Annotated in this window: 25 protein-coding genes and 2 tRNA genes; 10 read left to right on the plus strand and 17 right to left on the minus strand. The window is 58.7% G+C overall.

The window, feature by feature from the left end:
* Nucleotides 1-80: 80 nt before the first annotated feature.
* Nucleotides 81-1,967 (plus strand): acyl-CoA synthetase, encoded by a 1,887-nt coding sequence (locus ACFWW4_RS09095; protein WP_411890553.1) that lies wholly within the window; start codon nucleotides 81-83, stop codon nucleotides 1,965-1,967.
* A gap of 30 nt (nucleotides 1,968-1,997) precedes the next feature.
* The gene (locus ACFWW4_RS09100; protein ID WP_411890554.1) at nucleotides 1,998-2,870 is read left to right on the plus strand and encodes an NAD(P)-dependent oxidoreductase; all 873 of its coding nucleotides are present in this window, start codon (nucleotides 1,998-2,000) and stop codon (nucleotides 2,868-2,870) included.
* A gap of 374 nt (nucleotides 2,871-3,244) precedes the next feature.
* Here the strand turns inward: ACFWW4_RS09100 and ACFWW4_RS09105 are convergent, their stop codons facing one another.
* The 13 genes from ACFWW4_RS09105 to ACFWW4_RS09165 form a co-directional block, all read right to left on the minus strand.
* A complete protein-coding gene (locus tag ACFWW4_RS09105; RefSeq protein WP_411890555.1) occupies nucleotides 3,245-3,784 on the minus strand; it encodes a chemotaxis protein CheD in 540 nt (179 codons plus the stop codon).
* Nucleotides 3,781-4,773, minus strand: coding sequence for a chemotaxis protein CheB (locus ACFWW4_RS09110; protein WP_411890556.1), 993 nt, complete (start codon nucleotides 4,771-4,773; stop codon nucleotides 3,781-3,783). Before ACFWW4_RS09110 ends, ACFWW4_RS09105 begins: the two co-directional genes overlap by 4 nt.
* A gap of 181 nt (nucleotides 4,774-4,954) precedes the next feature.
* The gene (locus tag ACFWW4_RS09115; protein ID WP_411890557.1) at nucleotides 4,955-5,278 is read right to left on the minus strand and encodes a hypothetical protein; all 324 of its coding nucleotides are present in this window, start codon (nucleotides 5,276-5,278) and stop codon (nucleotides 4,955-4,957) included.
* A 41-nt stretch (nucleotides 5,279-5,319) separates the two neighbouring features.
* On the minus strand, nucleotides 5,320-5,706 hold the full coding sequence (locus ACFWW4_RS09120) for a response regulator (protein ID WP_411890558.1): 387 nt from the start codon (nucleotides 5,704-5,706) through the stop codon (nucleotides 5,320-5,322).
* A gap of 37 nt (nucleotides 5,707-5,743) precedes the next feature.
* Nucleotides 5,744-6,619 (minus strand): CheR family methyltransferase, encoded by an 876-nt coding sequence (locus ACFWW4_RS09125; protein WP_411890559.1) that lies wholly within the window; start codon nucleotides 6,617-6,619, stop codon nucleotides 5,744-5,746.
* Nucleotides 6,616-7,083 carry a chemotaxis protein CheW gene (locus tag ACFWW4_RS09130; protein ID WP_411890560.1) on the minus strand — a complete coding sequence of 156 codons (468 nt, stop codon included), beginning with the start codon at nucleotides 7,081-7,083 and terminating at the stop codon, nucleotides 6,616-6,618. Before ACFWW4_RS09130 ends, ACFWW4_RS09125 begins: the two co-directional genes overlap by 4 nt.
* Complete coding sequence (locus ACFWW4_RS09135) at nucleotides 7,067-9,178, minus strand: chemotaxis protein CheA (RefSeq protein ID WP_411890561.1); 2,112 nt, start codon at nucleotides 9,176-9,178, stop codon at nucleotides 7,067-7,069. The genes ACFWW4_RS09130 and ACFWW4_RS09135 overlap by 17 nt, the downstream gene beginning before the upstream one ends.
* A gap of 1 nt (nucleotide 9,179) precedes the next feature.
* Nucleotides 9,180-9,548: a response regulator gene (locus ACFWW4_RS09140; RefSeq protein ID WP_393930490.1), complete on the minus strand. Its 369-nt coding sequence runs from the start codon at nucleotides 9,546-9,548 to the stop codon at nucleotides 9,180-9,182.
* A complete protein-coding gene (locus ACFWW4_RS09145; RefSeq protein ID WP_411890562.1) occupies nucleotides 9,545-9,832 on the minus strand; it encodes a hypothetical protein in 288 nt (95 codons plus the stop codon). Before ACFWW4_RS09145 ends, ACFWW4_RS09140 begins: the two co-directional genes overlap by 4 nt.
* A 107-nt stretch (nucleotides 9,833-9,939) precedes the next feature.
* Nucleotides 9,940-11,616, minus strand: a complete 1,677-nt coding sequence (locus ACFWW4_RS09150; protein WP_411890563.1) for a dipeptide ABC transporter ATP-binding protein — start codon at nucleotides 11,614-11,616, stop codon at nucleotides 9,940-9,942.
* Nucleotides 11,616-12,521 (minus strand): ABC transporter permease, encoded by a 906-nt coding sequence (locus ACFWW4_RS09155; protein ID WP_411890564.1) that lies wholly within the window; start codon nucleotides 12,519-12,521, stop codon nucleotides 11,616-11,618. Before ACFWW4_RS09155 ends, ACFWW4_RS09150 begins: the two co-directional genes overlap by 1 nt.
* Nucleotides 12,521-13,495 (minus strand): ABC transporter permease, encoded by a 975-nt coding sequence (locus ACFWW4_RS09160; protein WP_411890565.1) that lies wholly within the window; start codon nucleotides 13,493-13,495, stop codon nucleotides 12,521-12,523. Before ACFWW4_RS09160 ends, ACFWW4_RS09155 begins: the two co-directional genes overlap by 1 nt.
* A gap of 12 nt (nucleotides 13,496-13,507) precedes the next feature.
* Nucleotides 13,508-15,088, minus strand: coding sequence for an ABC transporter substrate-binding protein (locus ACFWW4_RS09165; RefSeq protein WP_411890566.1), 1,581 nt, complete (start codon nucleotides 15,086-15,088; stop codon nucleotides 13,508-13,510).
* Between the two features lie 181 nt (nucleotides 15,089-15,269).
* On the opposite strand from ACFWW4_RS09165, the gene ACFWW4_RS09170 reads away from it, so the two are divergent.
* On the plus strand, nucleotides 15,270-16,325 hold the full coding sequence (locus tag ACFWW4_RS09170; RefSeq protein ID WP_411890567.1) for an acyltransferase family protein: 1,056 nt from the start codon (nucleotides 15,270-15,272) through the stop codon (nucleotides 16,323-16,325).
* Nucleotides 16,326-16,341: 16 nt separating this feature from the next.
* On the opposite strand, the gene ACFWW4_RS09175 is transcribed toward ACFWW4_RS09170, so the two are convergent.
* Nucleotides 16,342-16,416: transfer RNA gene (locus ACFWW4_RS09175), tRNA-Thr, on the minus strand.
* Nucleotides 16,417-16,503: 87 nt separating this feature from the next.
* Here ACFWW4_RS09175 and ACFWW4_RS09180 point away from each other — a divergent pair.
* Genes ACFWW4_RS09180 through ACFWW4_RS09190 form a run of 3 tightly spaced genes read left to right on the plus strand, consistent with a single transcriptional unit; the run spans nucleotide 16,504 to nucleotide 18,395 of the window.
* Nucleotides 16,504-16,644, plus strand: coding sequence for a hypothetical protein (locus ACFWW4_RS09180; RefSeq protein WP_411890568.1), 141 nt, complete (start codon nucleotides 16,504-16,506; stop codon nucleotides 16,642-16,644).
* A 6-nt stretch (nucleotides 16,645-16,650) separates the two neighbouring features.
* A complete protein-coding gene (murA, locus tag ACFWW4_RS09185) occupies nucleotides 16,651-17,919 on the plus strand; it encodes a UDP-N-acetylglucosamine 1-carboxyvinyltransferase (RefSeq protein ID WP_411890569.1) in 1,269 nt (422 codons plus the stop codon).
* Nucleotides 17,916-18,395 carry a DUF2948 family protein gene (locus tag ACFWW4_RS09190; RefSeq protein ID WP_411890570.1) on the plus strand — a complete coding sequence of 160 codons (480 nt, stop codon included), beginning with the start codon at nucleotides 17,916-17,918 and terminating at the stop codon, nucleotides 18,393-18,395. The genes murA and ACFWW4_RS09190 overlap by 4 nt, the downstream gene beginning before the upstream one ends.
* A 252-nt stretch (nucleotides 18,396-18,647) precedes the next feature.
* Here ACFWW4_RS09190 and ACFWW4_RS09195 read toward each other — a convergent pair.
* Nucleotides 18,648-18,731: transfer RNA gene (locus ACFWW4_RS09195), tRNA-Tyr, on the minus strand.
* Between the two features lie 129 nt (nucleotides 18,732-18,860).
* Here ACFWW4_RS09195 and rlmB point away from each other — a divergent pair.
* The 4 genes from rlmB (at nucleotide 18,861) to ACFWW4_RS09215 (ending at nucleotide 21,174) form a co-directional block, all read left to right on the plus strand.
* Nucleotides 18,861-19,637 (plus strand): 23S rRNA (guanosine(2251)-2'-O)-methyltransferase RlmB, encoded by a 777-nt coding sequence (rlmB, locus tag ACFWW4_RS09200; RefSeq protein ID WP_411890571.1) that lies wholly within the window; start codon nucleotides 18,861-18,863, stop codon nucleotides 19,635-19,637.
* A 14-nt stretch (nucleotides 19,638-19,651) separates the two neighbouring features.
* Nucleotides 19,652-19,963, plus strand: coding sequence for a hypothetical protein (locus ACFWW4_RS09205; protein ID WP_411890572.1), 312 nt, complete (start codon nucleotides 19,652-19,654; stop codon nucleotides 19,961-19,963).
* Between the two features lie 110 nt (nucleotides 19,964-20,073).
* Nucleotides 20,074-20,523: a YHS domain-containing (seleno)protein gene (locus ACFWW4_RS09210; RefSeq protein WP_411890573.1), complete on the plus strand. Its 450-nt coding sequence runs from the start codon at nucleotides 20,074-20,076 to the stop codon at nucleotides 20,521-20,523.
* Nucleotides 20,524-20,706: 183 nt separating this feature from the next.
* Complete coding sequence (locus ACFWW4_RS09215) at nucleotides 20,707-21,174, plus strand: CoA-binding protein (protein ID WP_411890574.1); 468 nt, start codon at nucleotides 20,707-20,709, stop codon at nucleotides 21,172-21,174.
* A gap of 71 nt (nucleotides 21,175-21,245) precedes the next feature.
* Here the strand turns inward: ACFWW4_RS09215 and ACFWW4_RS09220 are convergent, their stop codons facing one another.
* Both ACFWW4_RS09220 and hisF read right to left on the minus strand, forming a co-directional pair.
* On the minus strand, nucleotides 21,246-21,551 hold the full coding sequence (locus ACFWW4_RS09220) for a phosphoribosyl-ATP diphosphatase (RefSeq protein ID WP_411890575.1): 306 nt from the start codon (nucleotides 21,549-21,551) through the stop codon (nucleotides 21,246-21,248).
* Nucleotides 21,548-22,306: an imidazole glycerol phosphate synthase subunit HisF gene (gene hisF / locus ACFWW4_RS09225; RefSeq protein WP_411890576.1), complete on the minus strand. Its 759-nt coding sequence runs from the start codon at nucleotides 22,304-22,306 to the stop codon at nucleotides 21,548-21,550. Before hisF ends, ACFWW4_RS09220 begins: the two co-directional genes overlap by 4 nt.
* Nucleotides 22,307-22,373: the final 67 nt, after the last annotated feature.

Below are 22,373 nucleotides of genomic sequence, written 5' to 3' on the forward strand. Positions count from 1 at the left end.
CCCCGCAGTTTGCCCACCCTATATCGACGGGAGAACCACCGAACAATAAGGTGGTGGGCACAACAGGGGAGGAGGCCGGTATGGTCTATGCGAATATGGATGATCGCAATGCGATCGAAAACGAAATGCCGTGGGATGCGCGCGATCTGCCAATTACAACCTATGCGTTGCTGAGCCAGACAGCGGAAAAGCACGGACCCCGCAATGCGGTATCGTACCGGTTGCTATCCGACCCCAATTCGAAATGCGAAACGCTCAGCTGGAATGACCTGCGCGACAAGACAGGGCAGGCGGCCAACCTGTTTCGATCCCTTGGGGTAGGTGAAAACGATGTGGTGGCGTTCCTGCTGCCCAACGCCACCGAAACCGTTCTGACCTATCTGGGCGGGCAGGTTGCGGGGATCGTCAACCCGATCAACCCGCTGCTGGAAGCCGAACAAATCTCGGCCATTCTGCGTGAAACCAATGCCAAGGTGCTGGTCACGCTCAAGGCTTTCCCGAAAACCGATGTTGCCCAGAAAGCGGCAGAGGCCGTGCGCTTTGCCCCCAATGTCAAAACGATCCTCGAGGTGGATCTGCTGCGCTATCTGACCGGGTTGAAGCGCCTGATCGTGCCCCTGATCCGGCCCAAGAACCCCACCGACCACGACGCCCGCGTGCTTGATTTCAACGCGGAACTGAACAAGCAACCCAAGGAACTGGCATTCGCCGACAGCGCACATGATCGCGTGGCGGCCTATTTCCACACCGGTGGGACGACAGGCATGCCCAAAGTGGTGCAGCACCGCTATTCCGGCATTGTCTATAACGCCTGGCTGGGCAGCCGCCTATTGTTTACCGAGACGGATGTACAGATGTGCCCGCTGCCCTTGTTCCACGTCTTCGCCACCGTCGTCAGCCTTGGCGCGTCGCTGGGCTCTGGTGCTGAAATCGTTTTCCCGACCCCGCAGGGTTATCGCGGGGACGGCGTATTCGACAATTTCTGGAAGCTGATCGAAAAGCACAAAGTGACATTCATGATCACAGTGCCGACAGCCATGTCAGCGCTCATGCAGCGCAAGGTGGATGCGGATATCTCGACGCTCCGGCTGGCCTTTTGCGGGTCCGCTCCGCTGCCGCTTGAGCTTTACAAGCGGTTCGAGGCTGCGGCAGGTGTGACCATCTGCGAAGGGTATGGCCTGACCGAGGCGACCTGTCTGGTGTCGATCAACCCGCCCGATGGGGAAAAGCGCGTGGGCTCCATCGGCCTGCCGTTCCCCTATACCGACATCCGCATCATGTCTGTCGCCACGGGCGAGGAAATGGGCGTTGATGAGATTGGCGAAATCTGTGTGTCCAATCCTGGCGTCTACGGCGGCAAGACCTATACGGAGCCGGACAAGAACGAAAATCTGTTCTACTCCGGTACGATCTCTGACGCGCAATACCTACGGACCGGTGATCTTGGGCGCAAGGACCCTGATGGATATCTGTGGATCACGGGCCGCGCCAAGGACCTGATCATTCGCGGCGGTCACAACATTGATCCGGCCGAGATTGAAGAGGCGCTGGCCGGGCACGAGGCCGTCGCCTTCGCCGGAGCAATCGGTCAACCCGATGCCCATGCAGGCGAGGTGCCTTGCGCCTATGTCGAGCTTGTGGACGGGGCGAGCATCGACCCCGAGGAGCTGCGTGAATACGCCAAGGATCATATTCACGAACGCGCCGCACATCCGAAATACCTCGAGGTGCTGGATGAATTGCCCAAGACAGCAGTCGGCAAGATTTTCAAACCGGATCTGCGCAAGCGGGCCATCACCCGGATCTACAACGCGGCCCTCGCCGACACGGAGGCCGAGGTGCATTCCGTGACCGAAGATAAGAAACGCGGCCTTGTCGCCAAAATCGCCAAGACCGGTGGTGCCACAGATGATGACATCAAAAAGGCACTCGGGGCCTATACAATCCCGTGGGATCCGGCAGAGTAGGCGGGCGGCAAACCACAAAGGACGCGGATCATGGCGAAACTGGCTTTCTTGGGTTTGGGGGTCATGGGCTATCCTATGGCTGGTCATTTGCAGGCCGCTGGCCATGATGTGACGGTCTATAACCGGACGGCGGCCAAGGCCGAGGCATGGGTCGCCCAACACAAGGGCCAGATGGCGGGCACCCCCGCCCTGGCCGCGTCCGGATCGGATATGGTGATGGCCTGCGTTGGCAATGACGATGATCTGCGGTCGGTCTGTCTGGGCGATGACGGGGCCTTTGCCAGCATGGCGTCAGGCAGCATTTTTGTGGATCACACCACGGTGTCTGCTGCGGTCACGCGCGAATTGCATGCTGCCGCCGCCGATAAGGGCATCGCATTTGTCGATGCGCCGGTATCCGGCGGGCAGGCCGGGGCCGAAAACGGGGCCTTGTCGGTTATGTGTGGCGGCGCGCAGGACAGCTATGACAAGGCCGAGGCGGTGATCGCCGCCTATGCCCGTATCTGCCGCCGGATCGGCGACAGTGGTGCTGGCCAGATGACCAAGATGTGCAACCAGATAGCCATTGCAGGCCTTGTGCAAGGACTGTCAGAGGCACTGCATTTCGCCCAGAAGGCCGGGCTGGATGGGCGCGCCGTGATCGAGGTGATCAGCCAGGGCGCTGCCGGAAGCTGGCAAATGTCCAACCGATACGAAACCATGCTGGATGACCACTTTGACCATGGTTTCGCCGTGGATTGGATGCGTAAGGACTTGGGCATTTGCCTTGATGCCGCGGATGAAAACGGGGCCAGCCTGCCAGTGACCGCCCTTGTTGACCAGTTCTACAAGGATGTGCAGAAACTGGGCGGTGGTCGCTGGGATACATCATCGTTGCTCAAACGTCTGCAGGCGATGGGGTAGTACGGCCCGATCGTTTTTTGCGATGCGGGTGAGGCCTGATGCTGCCTGATGAACCCGGATGTTATGGAGACGACCTTGATGCCGCCTGCGAAGACATGGCCACACCGCCCACAGCGGTTTCGGTCTGCCGGTTCGGCAGCTGAACGCGGGCTGCCGGACCGGGTGCGCGCAATTGGTGGACAAAACGCGTCCGCAAAATCTGCAAAGCAGATTTTGCCGTTGCATCACCAATGGTTTGCACTGGCCCTGAAAGCCAAAAACTGGTTTCAGTTCTTTGGATTTCACCTTGTCGGCCGCTAGTGTTCCAAAGCGCGTCGGGACAAGGCCGCTGTGCGTCCGAATGAGGGGCACCTATAGAACGGTTGCATCTATCGTCAGAACAGGGTGATATCGGCGGCTGCGGGCTGCAGCGCGCGCGGCGTTTCGGCAACCGGAGGCTGCCCGGCGATCTGGAGCTGTCTGGCGGCCCCGGTGGTGGGGGTAAACTGCACCCGGCGCGCCTTATCACCGCCCAGGCTTTGCGACACGCAAGGAATGCCCTCACGCTCCAGGAATTCGAGCGCAAAATCCGCGTTTGAACGCCCGATATCGCGCGAATGGTCTGTCATGCGCGCGCCCCCGAACAGCTTTGCCCGCAAGTTTTCCCGCACCCCCCCTTTTCGAAGGACCCGGTTGATCAGCAATTCCATCGCATTGACCCCGTATTTCAGATCATTGCTCTTGGCATCACCCTGGCTGGCCAGCAAAAAATGGTTCATACCACCGACACGCGCCACCGGATCGAAAAGACACACCGCCACGCACGACCCAAGAACCGTCGACATCACAGCCTCCGGATCATCCGAGACCGCATAGTCGCCTTGCACGACAGTAATGGTTTTCTTTTGCCGGGTTCCCGCGACGTTCAAGTTCATGCTGGTGCCCTCGCCTCGGATGCACGCAAGAGGGCAGGCCCGATGTCATGGATCGGCAATTGGCGGTCGATACCGCCCAGTTCCTGTGCGACACGCGGCATGCCATAGACAACCGATGTTGCCTGATCCTGGCCCACTGTGCGCGCCCCGGCTTGGCGCAGCGCCTTGATCCCTGCGGCCCCGTCACGACCCATACCCGTCAGGATCGCCGCCGTCACCGAATGGGCGTGATGCACTGCCGATTGAAAAAGCGCGTCAACCGATGGCCGGTGCCCCGACACCAGATCTTCACCGGACAGCGCGATTATGGGCGTCCTGCCGGGGGCAAGTTTCAGGTGAACCGTATCGTCGGGTGCCAGATAGATATTGCCGGCTGTGGCTGCCATGCCATGGCGGGCACCCTGTACATGCGCCGCGGTGCCGCCATCCAGCAGTTTGATCAGGCTTTGCACAAATCGTCCACCGGTATGCTGCACGATCAGCGTCGGGGGACAGTCCGCCGGAAAGTGTTTTATAACGTTCAACAATGCATCCACGCCGCCGGTCGATGACCCGATTAGGATCAGGCGGCGATTGTCAAAAATCTGCTTGACCGTGCCGATGGCCGCACTGGCCGGTACTTGTGTCCTTGTGGTTCGGGATTGCTGCAGTGCTGTGATCAATGCGTCGTCTGGCGCCGTTTCCTGTAGAAAGATCACATGACGCGCTACTTTTGTGGATAGGCAGTGTTCGGGCCTCGGTCCATCGCTCTGCAGAACGACGCATCCAATTCCCATCATGCGAAACATCGCATCCAGTACCTCGAATTCCGGACAATTGGCGAGCGCGGCTGAGATGACAACGCAATCGGGTTGCCGGTGTTCGGCAAAATCATAGGTCTGTGACAGGTCCGAAACGCTGTGCTGCACCTCAATACCAGGCTGGTGGTCCAGCCGTTTGCGAAGTCGGCCCAGTGCAAGGGCAGATTGATGCGCGAGCAGGATCCGCATGATGTCAGTCAGGTCCTTTTTGTTTGTCGGGTCAACCGCAGCGTCTTTTGTCTTGTCGGATTTCCGGTGCCCATAACGGTTTGCCCCTTGCTTTCCGACGTTTGTAAAAGTGTAGCTCGTCAGGTCATACCAACTGGTTAATCGGTGGAAAGACGGGATGATCCATGCGTTGGCTGACGTCTCAGAACAAGGAAACCTCACCCGTGCGGGTTGCACGGCCGTTATCGGGAAGCGCCGTTGACAAACGATTTCTGATCCATTCCAGTCTGGTCGGGCCAATAATCTTTTCGATATCGGCGCGCGCGCAGGTCGGCATCATTTGGTTTGACCGTTCCATCAGCAGCGCCACTTCTTCGACAGATTGCATCACCAGATCAATCTGCTGCATGGACTGACGCGGTAGAACGACGGTGCCAGTGTCCTGTGCGGCATCGATCAGCGAGGTTTCAATTTGCGCAATCATCGCGCCGATTTCGCGACAGACCTGTGCGATATCTGTAAGCAAACCATCACCTTGCGTCGCGGGAAAACTGTGAGGCAAAGCCGTCATAGGCGGCCCACGACGCTTTCGATACACTGTTTCATGCTGGCTGTGGAAAATGGTTTCTTGATAATGTTGTTCAGACCGAGCGCCTTTCCTTTCGACACCAGATCGGGTGTTGGATTACCTGTGACGAGAATGAACCCGATCCGCGCGGTGGATTTGTTTTGACGCAGTGCCTTGAGCAACTCAAGGCCGTCCATCCCCGGCATGTTGTAGTCTGACAGCACCAAATGGACCGGGTCTGCCACAAGTTTCGCAAGCGCCGCGCGGCCGTCATTCTCCGCCTGGTTTTTCCAGATGCCCATCTCCTCGATGGCCTGTATCAGGAGGCCGCGGCTGACGCCCATGTCATCGACGACCATGACGCGCAAAGAATCTTTTAAACTCATCTTTCAGGTTTCCTTTTTGGCGAAGCGGTCGGCTGCGCTAGTCTGTTTTGGTCTTCTGGTAGGCAGTGATGCCAATACTGCGAAAATGCGCGGCGGCGGCGCCGGACAGACGCTCGGAATGGCCGATCATCAGGTAGCCTCCGGGTTTGAGCGCCTGTTCAAATCTCGACCAAAGTCGCGCCTGGGTCGCCTTGTCAAAATAGATCGCTGCATTTCGGCACATGATCACATCAAAAGGCCGACGCATTGGCCAGGCATCCATCAGGTTCAGTTGCGCGAAAGAGATCAGCTCTCTCAATTTGGGGCTCATCCCGAATTGCCCATCATTGGCGGTTCCATCATCCACCATCTTGCTGCGATATTGGGGCACAACCGCGTCCAGCTGGTCGATGGGGTAGCGCCCCTTGCGCGCCTTTTCGATGACAACCGAATCCACATCCGTTGCAAGGATCTTGATGTCGAGACGGGTGGCGTCCGGGCAGACATCCAACACCGTGGCCGCCAGACAATAGGCTTCCTGGCCGCTGGAACAGGCGGATGACCAGATCCGCAGATTGCCTCCGGCCCGTACCTTCGGCATCAGCTCTGGCAGGATGTCCTTTCGAAGCTGATCGAAGTGATGCTGTTCGCGGAAGAAATGCGTCACATTGGTGGTGAGAGCGGATAGAAAATTGGGTTGTTCTGCCTCACCTTTTTCGGTCGCCAACAATGCGCAATAGTCGTGAAAACTGCCTAAATTCAGAGCGCGCAACCGGCGGGCCAGGCGCGAATAGACAAGTGATTTTTTGGACTCCTGTAGGAAAAGCCCGAATTTCGCATTTGCCAGTTCTGCAATCATCCGGAAATCGCCGTCGGTAAATGCGTATTCCCGCTCCGATTGGCTGTCGGCGAGATCATTTGTGACAACATTCATGCGGCGACCGGATCCTGTTTTGGCATCAGTGTTGACAGGTTGATGACCTTCGTCATTTCGTCGTCGACGGCAATGACGCCCAAAATCGCCCGGGTCGTTGCGTCTTCTGGCCCGCGTGGGGTTTCACGCACCATGTCAGAGTTCACCCCAAGGATTTCGGAAACAGATTCAACAAGCAGCCCGATAATCGTTTCGTCAATCGCGGTAATGATGATCACATGTCGTTCTGTCGGTGTGATCTTTTCGAAACCGAGTTTCGCGGCAAGGTCGATGATGGGAATGACCGCGCCGCGCAGATTGATCACGCCAAGCACGTGATCTGGCGAATGCGGCAGGATCGTTACTGGCGTCCATCGGCGGATTTCGCGAATCTGGGTGATCTCAATGCAAAAGTTTTGCCCTCCTGCGACAAGAGTGACGAATTCCAACTTCTTGTTTTGCGTTGTGTCAGCTTGCTCTGGCATGCGACAGATCTCCCTCTGGCAATTGGGTAAGTTGCGGTGCGACCGCGGGGCCTGATGCAATGGCATCGGGATCAATGATCAAAGCGATCTTGCCGTCCCCCAGGATTGTCGCCCCCGAGACGCCGTCAATGTCACCGTAGTTGTTGTGCATGCTTTTCACGACGACCTGGCGCTGGTCAAAAATGTCATCGACAGCGATGGCGCATTGAGCAATCGCTTCGGTCTGGATTAACAGCAGGACACGTTCGGCCATGGTCTTATCACTCGGTGGCTGACCGAGTTGTTCGGCAAGATCGATGATGGGCACGTATTCGCCGCGTATTCTGAGCAGTTCGCTCTTCAATCCGAGTTTGGACAGATCGCCCGGGGACGGGCGGACTGTTTCAAGGATGCTTGATATGGGCACAACCATGGTTTGGCCGCCCACGGTGATAATCATTCCGTCCATCACAGCAAGGGTCAGAGGCAGCGTGATCGAGAATGTGGTGCCTTCACCCGGAACCGTACTGATCGCGATGCGCCCGCCAAGAGCGGTGATGGCTGTTTTGACGACATCCATGCCCACGCCACGGCCGGACAGATTTGTCACCTCGGCGGCAGTCGAAAATCCTGGGGCGAATAGCAGGTGGTCGATCTCCTGATCTGTCAGCACGGCATCAGATGCGATCAGCCCTTTTTCGATGGCAATATCGCGAATGCGCGGCCGGTTCAGACCGGCCCCGTCATCAGCAATTTCGATCACAATGCTGCCCGCCCTTTGGCTGGCAGACAAACGCAACGTACCTTGCCTGGATTTGCCGGCGGCGACCCGCTGTTCAGGCGTTTCAATGCCGTGGTCAATGGCGTTGCGGATCATGTGGGTCAGGGGATCGGCAAGCCGTTCGACAACGGTCTTGTCTACTTCTGTCGCCTCGCCTTCGGTCAAGACCTCAACATCCTTGCCGGTGGCATCTGACGCTTCGCGGGCGATCCGCATCATCCGCTGAAACAGTGGTTTGACGGGTTGGGCGCGAATAGCCATCACGCCTTCCTGAATTTCTCGCGCCAGCAGCTTGTAATCGTCGAGATCGGCAAAGATCTCGGATGAGTTGGGAAGCGCGGCCTCTTGTAAGCGCTGTGAAATAACAGATTGATTGATGATCAACTCACCCACAGCGTTGATCAGCCGATCGACACGTTCGGGATCAACACGCAACGTGCTTGCAGCCTTCTTTGCTGGGCGTTCCGTCTCTTCCTTTTTCGGCGCCGGTGCAGGGGTGGTTTCGATCGCCTCGGGCGGTGGCGCGACCGAGGCGATTGGTTCCGGCTCTGCAGGCGGGGCCGGATCCGGTTCCGCGATATCGGGCAGGTCGATCGCTGGAGGTCCCGCATCAAGCGGTGTGATCGACAACGCACAAATGTCGTCGACGAATTGAAACACCTCGTGAATGGGCAAATCCGTCGTCAGCCCGGTGATTTCGACGGTCCAGGTCAGATACCCCTTGTCCCACTGGAAATCGGCAAACTCCTTGGGCAGACCGGTTGTATCGACGGTCACATTTGCTGTCCCAAGCTCTTTCAACGCGCTTATGATCAGTGCTGGGTCGTTACCTGTGGCGTAGAATTCGGCGCCAGGTGTAAAGCACACGGTATAGCCGCCTTCTTCATCATCATCGTCAAATCCAAGGGACAGGGCCTCGAAAACGAATTCTTCGGCGGTAGCTTCCTCCTCGGGTCCCAGAAACCCCTGAAGTTCAGCAAGAACAGGATCAACCACATCGCGATTGGCTGGCCGTTGATCGCGGGCGTCATCCACCAGATCGGCCAATATGTCGCCGGCGCGCTGCAAGGTGCGCAAAAGCCCGTCATCGGCGGTCAGCTTATGCGAACGCAGCTCGTCCAGCACGGTCTCGAACTTGTGGGCAAAGCCCACAAGTTCGTCCAAAGCAAACGCACCGGCGGCCCCCTTGATCGAATGCACGGCACGGAACACCGCGTTCACGGTTTCATCGTCCGCGTTCCCGTCGCGCATTTCCTCAAGACCTTCGGTCAACGCGACGATCAGGTCCTCGCATTCCTCAAAGAAGGTATCTAGGATGGATGATTCCTGTGCCATATCAGGCTCCTGTCAGGCGGCGGATGACCGACACCAGCGAATCGTCGTCAAAAGGTTTGACAATCCAGCCCGTCGCACCCGCCTTCCGCGCACGCTCTTTGAGCGCGGCACCGCTTTCGGTGGTCAGCACCAGAACCGGAACGCCGCGGTTCTTGTCGCCGCCCCTGATATCTTCGATCACGCCGAACCCATCCTTGTTCGGCATGTTGACATCAGTAATCACCAGATCTGCGTCAGTTTCCTTGAATTTATTGATCCCATCCACGCCATCGACAGCGGTCGTGACCGAAAAACCGGCATCTTCCAGCGTCATGGTCAGCAGGCTGCGAATGGTGCGCGAATCGTCAATGGCCAGAATATGTGTGGTCATGCGTTCACCCCTTCTTGATCAAGCAACGAAGCCATGCCGAGTGTTTCAAGGGTCTGCACACATCCTTCGCTGGGATCGGCCAGTGTGAACCCGACATCTTCGCGTTCCCAAACCTGCGCCGCAAACTGCATCATCTGCGCTGCCGGTCCGGTAACGCGCGTCACGGCTGCACAATTCAATGCGATTGGTATGCCCCGCGATTGTTGCAAAAAGGCATGAAGGTCCTGGCAATCCTCAAGCGTCATCACCGGAGGAAGATCAAAGGTCGCACTGTCCGTTGTCATGTTTCTGGCAATCCATCCATTTTGTCGGGCTCCAAAGCGTGCCGCCTGGATGTGTCTTATGGAGGGTGACCAATTAAATTGACGTAAACGCGTGCTGTACCGACCAGCTAGTAGGGCATCGCCGGGGTCAGCGACAAAAGCGTCTGTGAATATTCCGCGTCCGGGGCCTGGAAAAACGGCTCTGACGTCTTCGTTTCGACCAGCACCCCTGATTGCAGCACCGCGACGTCATCAGCCATCTGGCGGACCACTGCCAGATTATGGCTGATGAAAAGAATGGTGAGGTTGAATTTGGCCTGCAGGTCCTTGAGCAGGTTCAGAACCTGCGCTTGGATCGACACATCAAGCGCTGATGTCGGTTCATCACAGATGAGGAACCGGGGCCGGGCGAGCAACGCCCGTGCCACCGCGATCCGCTGCCGTTGTCCGCCCGAGAACTGGTGCGGATAGCGGTCGATCACGCCGGGGTCCATTTCAACCAGTTCCAGCATGCCGATTGCCAGCGCGCGGCGTTTGGCCCTGTCCGGCTCCAACCCATAAAGCGCGAGGGGTTCAGCCAGGATATCGCCGATCCTGTGGCGCGCGTTCAGGCTGGAATAGGGGTCCTGAAACACCATCTGGATCAGTCGCCGCGACGGGTGCGCGCGCCCTCGCGCCTTGCCATAGGGCAGGTCGGTATCGCCTAGTTGCATGGTGCCGGATGCGGGGCTGATCAGCCCTGATATCGCCTTGGCCAGCGTCGACTTACCCGATCCGCTTTCGCCGACCAGCCCCATCACGCTGCCGGGTCTGACATGTAGCGACACATCATCCAGCGCGACATAAGGTTCGGGCTTGCGGAACAGCGATGTGCGGGTGCCCGCGAACCGCACGGTCAGGTCACGCACCTGCAGGCCCAAGCCGCCCTCCTGCACGCCGTCCAGCAACCATGCCTCGGCATCGACACCGCGCGCGTCAGGGACCACAGGCGCGTCATCCGCAGGCACCAGAAAACGGTCCAGCTTGCGATCCAGCCGGGGCACCGCCGCCATCAGTGCGCGGGTATAGGGATGGTCGGGCGCACCCAGAACCTGCGCTGTCGGTCCGGTTTCCATCACCCGCCCGCCGCGCAACACGGTCACATTATCAGTGATCTGGGCAATCACGCCGATATCATGTGTGATCAGGATGAAGCCGATCCCGCGCGTATCGGCCAGCCTGCGGATCAGGTCGAGGACCTGGCTTTGCACCGCCACATCCAGTGCAGTCGTGGGTTCATCGGCAATGATCAGTTCGGGATCCGTACACAGGGCCAGCGCGATCACGACCCGCTGGCGCATGCCGCCGGAAAACTGATGCGGATAGGCGCCGATGCGGCTGGCGGCATCCTTGATCCCGATTTCCTCAAGTAGGTCAATCGCCCGTTTGCGCGCAGTGGAGGTGCTGACATCGGAATGCGCCTGAATGGTCTCGATCAGCTGATCCTCGATGGTCATCAGGGGGTTCAGGCTGGTTTGGGGATCCTGGAAGATCATCGAAATCCGGTCGCCTCGCATTTCATGCGCCTGATCAGGGGACAGTTTGCGCAGATCGGTGTCGCCAAGGGTCATGGTCCCGGCGGCCACGTAGCCCGGTGGCTGCAAAAGGCCGATAATGGCCGCGCCGATGGTCGATTTGCCCGCACCGCTTTCACCCACCAACCCGTGAATTTCACCGGGGGCGACGCGGATCGATACATCCTCAATCGCCGTGAAATCGCCGTGGCGGGATGGGAATTTGACGGTCAGACCCTGCACATCCAGCATCAGCGCAACCTCGGGTTAAAAACATCGCGCAGGAAATCACCCAGGATGTTGATCGACACCACAAGGGCCACCAGAAACAGGGTTGGCACCCACAGGATCCACCATTCACCTGACAGCAAAAACTGCATCCCGATCCGGATCAGCGTGCCAAGTGATGGGCTGTCGGCGGGCAGGCCAATGCCAAGGAATGACAGTGTCGCCTCCAGCAGGATAGCTGAGGCAAGATCGACGGTCATAATCACCAGCAGCGGGCCGAGGATATTGGGCAGGATGTGCCAGAACATCACCCGCAGCGGGTGCTGGCCCATGATCATCGCGGCCTGCACATATTCCTTGTTGCGTTCGACAAATGTGGACGCGCGGGCGGTGCGCGCGAAATTCACCCAAAGCGACAGGGCGATGGCGAGGGTCAGCACAACAATCCGCAGGTTTTCATGGGATGACGGCGGCAACAGCCCGCGCGCAATCCCGTCAATCAGCAGCGCGGTCAGAATGGCGGGCAGGGCAAGCTGCACATCGGCGATGCGCATGACGATGGCATCAAACCGGCCGCCATAATATCCGGCGGCCAGCCCCAGCCCGACACCCAGCACCGTCGCAATCAGCATCGCCATCAGCCCGATCAACAAAGACAGACGCGCGCCATAAAGGATCGCCGACACCATATCGCGCCCCTGATCATCGGTGCCCAGCAGGAAACGGGGGTCAGAGCCTTCCTCCCACACTGGTGGCAACAACCCGTCGATCAGTGAAAAAGTCGTCAGATCATAGGGGTTCGATTGCGCAAGCCAGGGGGCAAACAGGGCGCCGCCCAGGATCAGGACGGCGACAATGAATGCAACAATCGCCGCTGGCGAATGGCGAAACGCCCAGACCGCATCGCTGTCCCAGAACCGGGCCAACATCACGCGGCCTCCTTCACGCGCAGGCGCGGGTCGATTGCGATATAGAGCATATCGACCAGCAGGTTCACGAGCACGAAAAAGAACGCGATCACCACCAGATAAACACCCATGACGGGGATATCGACAAAGCGGATGCTTTCAAGAAACAACAGCCCCATGCCGGGCCATTGAAAGACGCTTTCGGTGACGATGGAAAAGGCAATGACTCCGCCGAACTGCAGCCCGATAATCGTGATCACCGGGATCATCGTATTGGCCAGCGCATGGCGGAAATGAAGGCGGCGATAGGGGATGCCACGGGCCGTGGCAAAGCGGATGTAATCCGAACGCAGCACCTCCATCATCTCCGCCCGGACAAGGCGCATGGTCAGGGTCAACTGATACACCCCCAGCGTCAGAGCAGGCAGGATCAGGGCGCGCCAGCCATCGACTGTAAACAGCGATGATGTCCAGCCGCCGATTTCGACTGTGCCACCACGGCCAAAGGTCGGCAGCCAACCCAGCTGCACGCCGAAGAGGAAAATCAGCATGATCCCGATCACGAATGTCGGGATCGACACGCCAACCAGCGTGGTCATCAGGATCGTCTGCGTGATGATCCCGCGCGGGCGCAACGCGGTGTAGACCCCCGCGGGAATGCCCACGATCAGCGATATGATCAACGCAACCGTGCCCAGTTCCAGCGTGGCGGGAATCCGGTCTGTGATCATTTCTGCGACAGGCTGCCGGGTGCGATAGGAAAACCCGAAATCCCCTTGCAGCATATCACCCGTAAACCGGGCAAACTGCGCGATGAACGGATCGTTTAACCCCAGTTCCTCGCGCAGGCGTTCGCGATCTTCGACGCTGGTCTCAACCCCGGTCATCTGACTGACCGGATCACCGACAAAGCGAAACAGCGAAAACGCCAAAAGGGCGACGGCCAGCATCACAAAGACGGACTGCAAGAGCCGCTTGAGGATGAAATAGACCATCGCCCGGCGGCTTTAGTTCACACTCACCCAGCGGAGCATGAAGAAGTTGTCGGCGCGTTGGGTCACGTCGATATTGTCCTGCATCGCCCAGATCAGCGGCTGCACATAAAGCGGGATATAGGCGACTTCTTCCTGCGTGATCGCTACAATCTCATCGATAAGACTCTGACGGGTTGCGGGGACCAGCTCCTGCTGGATCTGCGGCAGCAACTCGTCCACGCGGGCGTTGGAGTAATTGCCAAAGTTCCACGACCCCAGCTTCTTTTCATCATCCTGTGAATGCAGCAAAAACCGGATTGGATGTTCGGCATCAAACGTGCCCGGCGACCAGCCCAGCAGATACATATCGAAATCATCCGCGCGCAGCTGCTCCCAATAGTTCCGAACGGGTACCGTCGTCAGTTCTGCATTCATCCCCACAGCGGCAAACATCGATGCAGCAGCCCGACACAGGGCTTCATCATTGATATAGCGGTCATTGGTGCATTTCAGGCCAAAGGAAAACCCGTCAGGATAACCCGCCTCGGCCAGCAATTCGCGCGCCCGATCGGGGTCATAGGCGGGACGATCGGCATTCGTCTCCGAATAGCCCGAAATACCGGCGGGCACCAATTGCGACGCCGCATCGATTTTGCCACGCATCACGACGCGGTCGATGGCATCGATATTGATAGCATGGGCAGCGGCAAGGCGCACACGCGGGTCGGTGAACGGGTTGGCGTCGGTGACATCGGACGAATAAAGCAGCGTGTCATGTTCATGACCAAAGCCGAACATGATCACGCGGGTTTCCTCGCCCTCGATGACCTTGAAACCGTCCCGGCCTTCCACTTGGGCCACATCCTGCAACGGAACAGGCTCGATAAAATCAATCTCACCCGACAAAAGCGCGGCCAGCCCGGTTGCGGCATTGCCGATCGGTGTCAGCACCGCCTCTGTCACATTGCCCCGATCCGTATCCCACCAGCCGTCATGCGGCACCAACCGGGTCTCAACCCCAGGGTCACGGCTGGCCACCGTGAATGGGCCGGTGCCGTTGGTGTTGCGGGTCGCATAATTCTCTGCGTCGCGGGCGGGCAGGGCGGCATCATTGGCTTCCGCCCAGCCACTATCAAGGATCATGAAGTTCGCGATACTGTCAGGAAACAGTGGGTTCGGGGCATTTGTGACGAATTCAATGGTGAATTCATCAACAACCCGCACATCGGCGACCGGAGCAAACCACGACCGGACGTCTGACGCCTCGTCTGACGCGCGCTGATAGGAAAACAGCACGTCCTCGGCGGTAAACGCCGCACCATCATGAAACGTCACACCCTCGCGCAATGTGAAACGCCAGCCATTCTCCCCCTCCAGCGGGGTCCACGAGGTCGCCAGCGAAGGTTCAATCGACATATCGCGACCACGGCGGACGAGCCCCTCATAGACATTGTTGAGAAACGACAGAACGGGGGCGGCATTCACCGCGTGCGGGTCCATCGTTTGCGGGTCCGTCGTCGCCGCCCATCGAAAGGTTTCGGCCATGGCAGCGCTGCCTGCAGTCGCCACTACGGCGGCCAAAGCAGCCGACCACATCAAGTTTCTGGATCGCATGATGATCTCTCCCCACTGAGATGTTGTTTCCGGCACTGTGGCGACCGGTTTCAGCGTCGTCAACCAAGGCCGGGTAAGTCGTGATACGGCCAGACAGCAGGGCGATCGCGTTCTCGGATCGTGCAGAGTGGCATTTCAGTAAAAAAAATGCTAATGTTAGATTTTTATTAAGCATTTTGATATGACCAACCGATTTTATTCGCTTCAGTATTTGCGTGCCCTTGCTGCATGGATGCTGGTGTTCCACCACTACGTTCAGGTCTTTCGCGACTTCCAACCCGAAAATGCCGCAGAAAAGGTCTTCGCCTATTACGGCAGCCTCGGCGTGGACATCTTTTTTGTGCTCAGCGGGTTTATCATGGCGTTTTCCATGACGCGGCGCCAAAACACGGCCGCACGCTTTGTCCTCGATCGGATCACCCGGATCGTGCCGGCCTATTGGCTGGCGACTATTGTCCTGTTGATCGTGTTGTCGCAGTACAACTGGGGCGGCATCGCGTTTCTGCAGGGAACAAGCTGGCGTGATCTGCTCTATTCCTTCCTGTTCATCCCCCACCAGCATGTGTCCGGGCTGGGGGTGTTCCCTGTCCTGACTGTCGGCTGGACCTTGAATTTCGAGATGTTCTTTTATCTGCTTCTGGCCATCGGGCTGTTGATCAATAACCGCCGGGCGGTGCTGATCACGGTGGTGTTGGTCTTTGCCTTGCCGCTTTTCAGCCGGGCGGTCTTCCATCTGGGGGCCATCCCGAACAGTTTTCTGCTCTATGAATTCGCCTTTGGACTGCTGATCTATTTGGTCGGGGTCCAATTCCTGCGCCTGCCCGAGAAAGGGTTTGTCTTGCGCTATGGGCTGGCCACACTCTGCGCGATCACGGCCCTTGCCGCCATGAAACTGCGGTTTCACGGCTACGACATGATTGTCTCGGTGGCTCTGGTGTTGGGTTTCGTCGTGGCCGAGGATGTCTTTGCCCTGCTGTCACGTGGGCTGGGGCGCTTTGTGGTGCATCTGGGGGATCTGTCATACAGCACGTATCTGTTCCACGTCCCCGTGCTGGTTGCGGTCGGCGCACATATGGACATCTCGCGCAGCAATGACCTGTGGCTGGTGCTGGCAATGTGCGGGCTGACATACGCTGCATCGTGGCTGAGTTACACGTTCGTTGAACAACGTTTCCGGACATGGATGACCGGACAGATGCGGCGACGCAAAGACCTGACACACAAATCCGCCATCTGATTTCAAGGGGAAGGGATGGTGCTGTGAGAGAGGATTGAACTCTCGACCTCACCCTTACCAAGGGTGTGCTCTGCCACTGAGCTACCACAGCATCCGTGAGGCGGGGAATTAGACCCAAACGCCAATTGGTGCAAGCCCTCTCTGGACGGTTTTTGCCCTTGTTGCTAACAGGGACGCCATGAACGACAAGAACAAGAAAGCAAAGACCGCCACCAGCCGCGAGGAGCGGTTGAAGGCGGCGCTCAAGGCCAATATGGCCAAACGCAAGGCGCAGACCCGCGCGCGGGCCGCCGAGGCCAATAAAAAAGAGAAAGAGTAGGCAGGCATGGATTCAATCATGGTCAAGGGTGGCACGCCGCTCAAGGGTAAGATTCAGATTGCGGGGGCCAAGAACGCAGCACTGGCGCTGATGCCGGCAACGCTGCTTTCCGAAGAACCGCTGACGCTGACCAATGCGCCGCGTCTGTCCGACATCAAGACGATGACGGAACTGTTGCAGTCGCTGGGGGTCGAAGTGACCGCGTTGCAGGACGGCAAGGTGCAAGTCCTGTCGTCACATGCCATGACCTCGACCACCGCCGACTACGATATCGTGCGCAAGATGCGCGCATCGAACCTTGTGCTGGGACCGCTTCTGGCGCGCCATCATCAGGCCGTTGTCTCACTGCCCGGCGGTTGCGCTATCGGGGCACGGCCCATGGATATCCACGTCACCGCGCTTGAGGCGATGGGGGCCGAGATCGAATTGAAAGACGGCTATCTGCACGCCACTGCCAAGGGCGGGCTGAAAGGGGCCAAGGTACCCTTACGCTTTGCCTCTGTCGGGGCGACCGAAAACGTGCTGATGGCCGCAACCCTGGCCAAAGGGACCACGGTAATCGAAAATGCGGCGCGCGAACCCGAAATCGTGGACCTTGCCGAATGCCTGCGGCGCATGGGGGCGCAGATCGACGGCGAGGGCACAAGCACCATCACCATTCAAGGCGTGGATCGTCTAGGGGCCGCCACGCACCCTGTTGTCACCGACCGGATCGAACTGGGCACTTATATGCTGGCGCCTGTCTTTGCCGGAGGCGAGGTCGAATGTATCGGCGGGCGGCTGGACCTGGTCGGGTCCTTCGTCGAAAAACTGCACGCCGCCGGGGTTGAGGTGGCAGAGACCGCCGATGGGCTGAAGGTCAGCCGCAGCAATGGGCGGGCCCGGGCGGTAGATGTGACAACCGAGGTTTTCCCCGGCTTCCCCACTGACCTGCAGGCGCAAATGATGGCCATGCTTTGCACCGCCGAAGGCACGTCTGTTCTGGAAGAAAAGATATTTGAAAACCGCTTCATGCACGCCCCCGAACTGGTGCGCATGGGGGCCGAGATTGAGGTGCATGGCGGCACCGCAACCGTCCACGGCGTGGACCGGCTGAAAGGGGCGCCCGTGATGGCCACCGACCTGCGGGCGTCTGTCTCGCTGATCCTGGCCGGTCTGGCGGCCGAAGGCGAAACCGTGGTCAGCCGTGTCTATCACCTTGATCGCGGTTATGAACATGTTGAGGAAAAACTGGGCGCTGTCGGCGCACAGATTGAACGGATCGCGGGATCATGACCGAAGATGCAAGGTTCGAGGACGGGCGCGAGGCGCCGCTGCGCCTCAAGGCGCTGGACGCAGATGATCTGACTGTTCTGGCCGCTCTCGTGCAGGATGCGGTCTTTCCGGCCTCAGAAATGCGCTGGGATCGCAAGGCGCGCCGCTTTGCCATCCTGCTCAACCGGTTCCGGTGGGAGGATGCCGCCAATCAGACGGGGCGCCGCCGCACCTTTGAACGGGTGCAGGCGGTTCTGGCGTTCGAGGATGTGATGAAGGTGCAAAGCCAGGGCGTTGATAAATCCGACCCCGACATGGTGTTTTCGCTCCTCTCCATCGCGTTCCAGCCCGGTAAAGACGGGGCTGGGCGGATCGAACTGACCCTCGCGGGTGACGGCGTGATCGGGCTGGAGGTGGAAGCGCTGGAGGCTATCCTGCGCGATGTCACACGGCCCTATGTGGCGCCATCAGGCAAGGCGCCGTCGCATCCTGAATAGCACCGGCGTAAATCTGGATTGCTTGAAACTCAAGTATTCCGTGCCGTGCAATACAGTGATCATGGGCTTTGATCGAAGAACTGAACCTGGAAGCCGATCATGCGCGTCCTAAGGATGGTTCATGAAAAGCTGGGTCGTGAGTACAAGGCTGAGAATATAGTTGATCAGAAGGAAATCTGGGGCGCATTGGTTGAACCGCCATGATTTCGATGTTTATCCGCGATGCCAAGATCGTCGGACATGTACTATTAATGGTGGGCGACCCTGGAATCGAACCAGGCGTGCGTCTCCGCGAGGGAGTTACAGTCCCCTGCCACACCTTGCGGCCTGTCGCCCACTGACGGGCTGATTACCTGCGGCCCCATGGTGCGTCAACAGCAAAAGTGCTGGATTCGCCTCATCCTCTTCACAGCCCGGTGCCGGTGCTATATCGCCCCACGCAAACCGGTGCAGATAGGAATGAAGATGAAAAAACCCAAATGGGTCATTGCCAAGGAGCAGGCCAAGCGTGTCGCGGCCAATGAGACGGTGTGGCTGTTTGGTCTGCACGCGGTCCGTGATGCGCTTGAGAACCCTGCGCGGGAGAAATTGCGTCTGGTGGTGACCCGCAATGCGCTGGAACGTCTGGGCGATGTGGTTGCCCAAAGCGGTCTGGAGCCTGAGATTTCCGATCCGCGCAAGTTTGCCGCGCCGCTGGACCCGCAATCGGTCCATCAGGGGGCGGCTCTGGAGGTCAAGCCTTTGAATTGGGGGTCTTTGGAGGACATTGCCCTTGGCGACGGACCAATGCCGCCGCGCCTTGTGTTGCTGGATCGCGTGACGGATCCGCATAATGTCGGGGCTATTTTGCGTTCGGCCGAGGTATTCGGCGCGCGCGCTGTCATCGCTGTGCAGCGCCATGCCGCGCCAGAGACCGGCGCGCTCGCCAAGACGGCGAGTGGCGCGCTCGAGCGTCAGCCTTATCTGCGGGTGCGCAATCTGGCGGATACGATGACGGCGTTAAAGGATATGGGCTATCTTTTACTGGGTCTGGATGGTGAGGCCGACCAGACTATTGATACCGCCTTGGAGGGCCGACGCGACCGTGCCGTCGCACTTGTGCTGGGGGCTGAAGGGCCGGGATTGCGTGAAAGGACCCGCGAGACCTGTGATGCGCTGGTGCGTATTGACGCGGTTGGGGCGTTTGGGTCGCTCAATGTCTCAAATGCGGCCGCGGTCGCCCTATATGCAGCCAGAGGCTGACGAAAGACAGGGTTATGGCTGCCACAAAGATTGCGACATGTTGTTATTGCGGAACGCGGGCGGCGCTGGTGCTGCGCGGCCGATCTCGTCATGAATTGGCGTGCAGCAATTGTGGTGCCCCGCTGCGGGCGATGAAAATGTTACGATCCGAGCCGGATCGGGTAACCGCGCCTGCGGCGACGCCCACCCGCCCGGACCATAGATCAGCCCCTGAAAGGGGCCATTATGCCCGCCCGGCGAAGTATCGAAAGCGCAAGAAAAGCAAGGGTTTGCTGCGCAAGGTCTTTGAGGAAATCTGGGATGAACTGGAAGACATTTTCGACTGAAACATGATTTCACTGTTTGTCACGCCTTGGCGAGGAGGCTTTGCAGGACACCATTCCGCCTACATTTGACGGTATGATCCACGCAACCCTCAACTGTCGGGACCTGTCAGATGCTTACCCGCCGGGCCGTCATAGGCTCATTGCTTGCTACGCCGTTTATTGCGCCTCAACTGCTGGCCGAAACGCCTGTCGTCTTTTCCCAACATGGGTTGGCGCTCGGCGGGTCGGACCCCGTGGCATATTTCCGCAAGGGTAAGGTTGTGGCCGGTCATGCCGGTCTGACAGTGATGTGGCGTGGTGCTGTGTGGTGTTTTGAAAGCCCGGCGAGCCGCGATACGTTTGAGCGGAACCCACGTGCCTTTGCCCCACAATATGGCGGCTATTGCGCCATGGCCCTGACTCAGGGTGTTCTGGCCCCTTCTGATCCAGAGGCGTGGGCAATCCACGAAGATCGCCTTTACCTCAATCACTCAATGGCGGCCCGAGAGCGGTGGCTGAGCGATCCGGCGACCCATATTCGTATGGCCGATCAGAACTGGTCGTCAGTCTTGAATGGCTGAGTTGACGGCTGTTCACATTTGCCTGAACGCCCCTTCTTTCCCGCGATTTCTGTTCATATCTCATTGTGTGGAGATGTGCGTTGGAACGCGTGCATCTCAACTCACTGTCCCTCGTTCCACAACTTGCGCCCGGTCTTTTCCGGGCGCTTTTTTATTGGCCGGTGATACGGTAACGTTTGGCTTATGACGTATTCAGATAATTTCCTGCGCGCCATCCTGCGACGCACAAAGACCATTGCGGTGGTTGGTGTGTCAGCCAATCAGGTGCGGCCCAGCTATTACGTTGCCCGCTATCTGGGTCTCAAGGGCTTTCGCGTTATTCCCGTCAATCCGGGGCTGGCCGGGCAAACCCTGCTGGGTGAGACGGTTTATGCTGATGTGGCCGATGTGCCGGATGATGTGGACATGGTTGATATTTTCCGGAGATCAGAAGCCGTGCCACCGATTGTTGAAGCCGCATTGGCCCGATGGCCGAATTTGCAGATGGTCTGGATGCAGATCGGGGTGGAGAATGCGGATGCGGCGGCTATGGCCGGGGCCCGTGGCGTGGATGTCGTGCAGAACCGCTGCCCCAAGATCGAGTATCAGCGCCTGTTTGGTGAATTACGCATGGGCGGGTTCAACACCGGCATCATTTCGTCGAAGTTGTGAGGGGCGCTGCCCCTCGGCCTGCGGCCTCACCCCGGAGTATTTTGGGAAGAAAGAAGTCGACGGGTCCGGTTTCAGCGTGATGCTTTTTCCGCGATGCCAGACTGGCCCTGACGTTTTTCCAGTTCCGCCATGACGTCGTTCAGTGTCACATCACGTGCGGTCACCATGACCAGAAGGTGGTAGAGCACATCGGCGGCCTCTGATGCCAATTTGGCCTTGTCGCCTTTGACGGCTTCGATGATAGCCTCGATAGCCTCTTCCCCAAATTTTTCGGCGCATTTTTCGGGGCCTTGGCTCAGCAACTTGGCGGTCCAGCTGCTGTCGGGATCGGCCCCTTTGCGGGATGCGATCAGGGTGGCGAGGTCGTTGAGCGTCATAGCCGCACCGGGATGTTGTGGGCGGCCATATGGGCCTTGGCCTCGCCGATTGTGTAGGTTCCAAAATGGAAGATTGAGGCGGCGAGGACCGCAGATGCGCCGCCTTCGGTCACCCCTTCGACGAGGTGATCGAGTGTGCCAACGCCGCCAGAGGCAATGACAGGTACATCTACGGCATCGGAAATGGCGCGGGTCAGTGGCAGGTTGAAGCCGGATTTTGTGCCGTCCCGATCCATCGAGGTGAGCAGGATTTCCCCGGCGCCTTTTTCTACCACGGTTTTGGCGAACTCCACCGCGTCTATGCCGGTTTCGCGTCTGCCGCCATGGGTAAAGATCTCCCATTTGCCGGGAGCCACCGTTTTGGCATCGATGGCCACGACGATGCATTGCGACCCGAACCGCATAGCGGCCTCGGTCACCACGTTGGGATCAGCGACAGCGGCTGAGTTGAAACTGACCTTGTCCGCTCCGGCCAACAGCAGATCGCGCACATCGTAGTGGGTCCGCACTCCGCCGCCAATTGTGAGCGGCATAAAGCACTGTTCGGCCGTGCGCGTGGCAAGGTCGAACATGGTGCCCCGGTTTTCTTCGGTTGCCATGATGTCGAGGAAACACAGCTCATCCGCGCCTGCGGCGTTGTAGGCGATGGCTGCATCAACGGGGTCGCCCGCATCCACCAGATCGACGAAATTCACGCCTTTCACGACCCGGCCTTCGGCCACGTCCAGACAGGGGATGATCCGTGTTTTCAACATGCTGTGAGGTCTAGGCGGAATGGGGCGAAATGGGAAGAGGGTGGTGATAGGTGTCTGGAACTGGAAA

The sequence above is a fragment of the Yoonia sp. SDW83-1 genome, from assembly GCF_046762885.1.
Lineage (GTDB): Bacteria > Pseudomonadota > Alphaproteobacteria > Rhodobacterales > Rhodobacteraceae > Yoonia.

Coding starts and splice junctions, on each gene's coding strand:
- ACFWW4_RS09165 (WP_411890566.1), bottom strand. CDS start 15,088: ATGCGATCCAGAAACTTGATGTGGTCGGCTGCTTTGGCCGCCGTAGTG.
- ACFWW4_RS09205 (WP_411890572.1), top strand. CDS start 19,652: ATGGCTGCCACAAAGATTGCGACATGTTGTTATTGCGGAACGCGGGCG.
- ACFWW4_RS09155 (WP_411890564.1), bottom strand. CDS start 12,521: ATGTTGGCCCGGTTCTGGGACAGCGATGCGGTCTGGGCGTTTCGCCAT.
- ACFWW4_RS09110 (WP_411890556.1), bottom strand. CDS start 4,773: ATGCGGATCCTGCTCGCGCATCAATCTGCCCTTGCACTGGGCCGACTT.
- ACFWW4_RS09210 (WP_411890573.1), top strand. CDS start 20,074: ATGCTTACCCGCCGGGCCGTCATAGGCTCATTGCTTGCTACGCCGTTT.
- ACFWW4_RS09105 (WP_411890555.1), bottom strand. CDS start 3,784: ATGAACTTGAACGTCGCGGGAACCCGGCAAAAGAAAACCATTACTGTC.
- ACFWW4_RS09145 (WP_411890562.1), bottom strand. CDS start 9,832: ATGACAACGGACAGTGCGACCTTTGATCTTCCTCCGGTGATGACGCTT.
- ACFWW4_RS09220 (WP_411890575.1), bottom strand. CDS start 21,551: ATGACGCTCAACGACCTCGCCACCCTGATCGCATCCCGCAAAGGGGCC.
- ACFWW4_RS09120 (WP_411890558.1), bottom strand. CDS start 5,706: ATGAGTTTAAAAGATTCTTTGCGCGTCATGGTCGTCGATGACATGGGC.
- murA (WP_411890569.1), top strand. CDS start 16,651: ATGGATTCAATCATGGTCAAGGGTGGCACGCCGCTCAAGGGTAAGATT.
- ACFWW4_RS09100 (WP_411890554.1), top strand. CDS start 1,998: ATGGCGAAACTGGCTTTCTTGGGTTTGGGGGTCATGGGCTATCCTATG.
- ACFWW4_RS09140 (WP_393930490.1), bottom strand. CDS start 9,548: ATGACCACACATATTCTGGCCATTGACGATTCGCGCACCATTCGCAGC.
- hisF (WP_411890576.1), bottom strand. CDS start 22,306: ATGTTGAAAACACGGATCATCCCCTGTCTGGACGTGGCCGAAGGCCGG.
- ACFWW4_RS09180 (WP_411890568.1), top strand. CDS start 16,504: ATGAACGACAAGAACAAGAAAGCAAAGACCGCCACCAGCCGCGAGGAG.
- rlmB (WP_411890571.1), top strand. CDS start 18,861: ATGAAAAAACCCAAATGGGTCATTGCCAAGGAGCAGGCCAAGCGTGTC.
- ACFWW4_RS09160 (WP_411890565.1), bottom strand. CDS start 13,495: ATGGTCTATTTCATCCTCAAGCGGCTCTTGCAGTCCGTCTTTGTGATG.
- ACFWW4_RS09215 (WP_411890574.1), top strand. CDS start 20,707: ATGACGTATTCAGATAATTTCCTGCGCGCCATCCTGCGACGCACAAAG.
- ACFWW4_RS09095 (WP_411890553.1), top strand. CDS start 81: ATGGTCTATGCGAATATGGATGATCGCAATGCGATCGAAAACGAAATG.
- ACFWW4_RS09125 (WP_411890559.1), bottom strand. CDS start 6,619: ATGAATGTTGTCACAAATGATCTCGCCGACAGCCAATCGGAGCGGGAA.
- ACFWW4_RS09190 (WP_411890570.1), top strand. CDS start 17,916: ATGACCGAAGATGCAAGGTTCGAGGACGGGCGCGAGGCGCCGCTGCGC.
- ACFWW4_RS09135 (WP_411890561.1), bottom strand. CDS start 9,178: ATGGCACAGGAATCATCCATCCTAGATACCTTCTTTGAGGAATGCGAG.
- ACFWW4_RS09150 (WP_411890563.1), bottom strand. CDS start 11,616: ATGCTGGATGTGCAGGGTCTGACCGTCAAATTCCCATCCCGCCACGGC.
- ACFWW4_RS09170 (WP_411890567.1), top strand. CDS start 15,270: ATGACCAACCGATTTTATTCGCTTCAGTATTTGCGTGCCCTTGCTGCA.
- ACFWW4_RS09130 (WP_411890560.1), bottom strand. CDS start 7,083: ATGCCAGAGCAAGCTGACACAACGCAAAACAAGAAGTTGGAATTCGTC.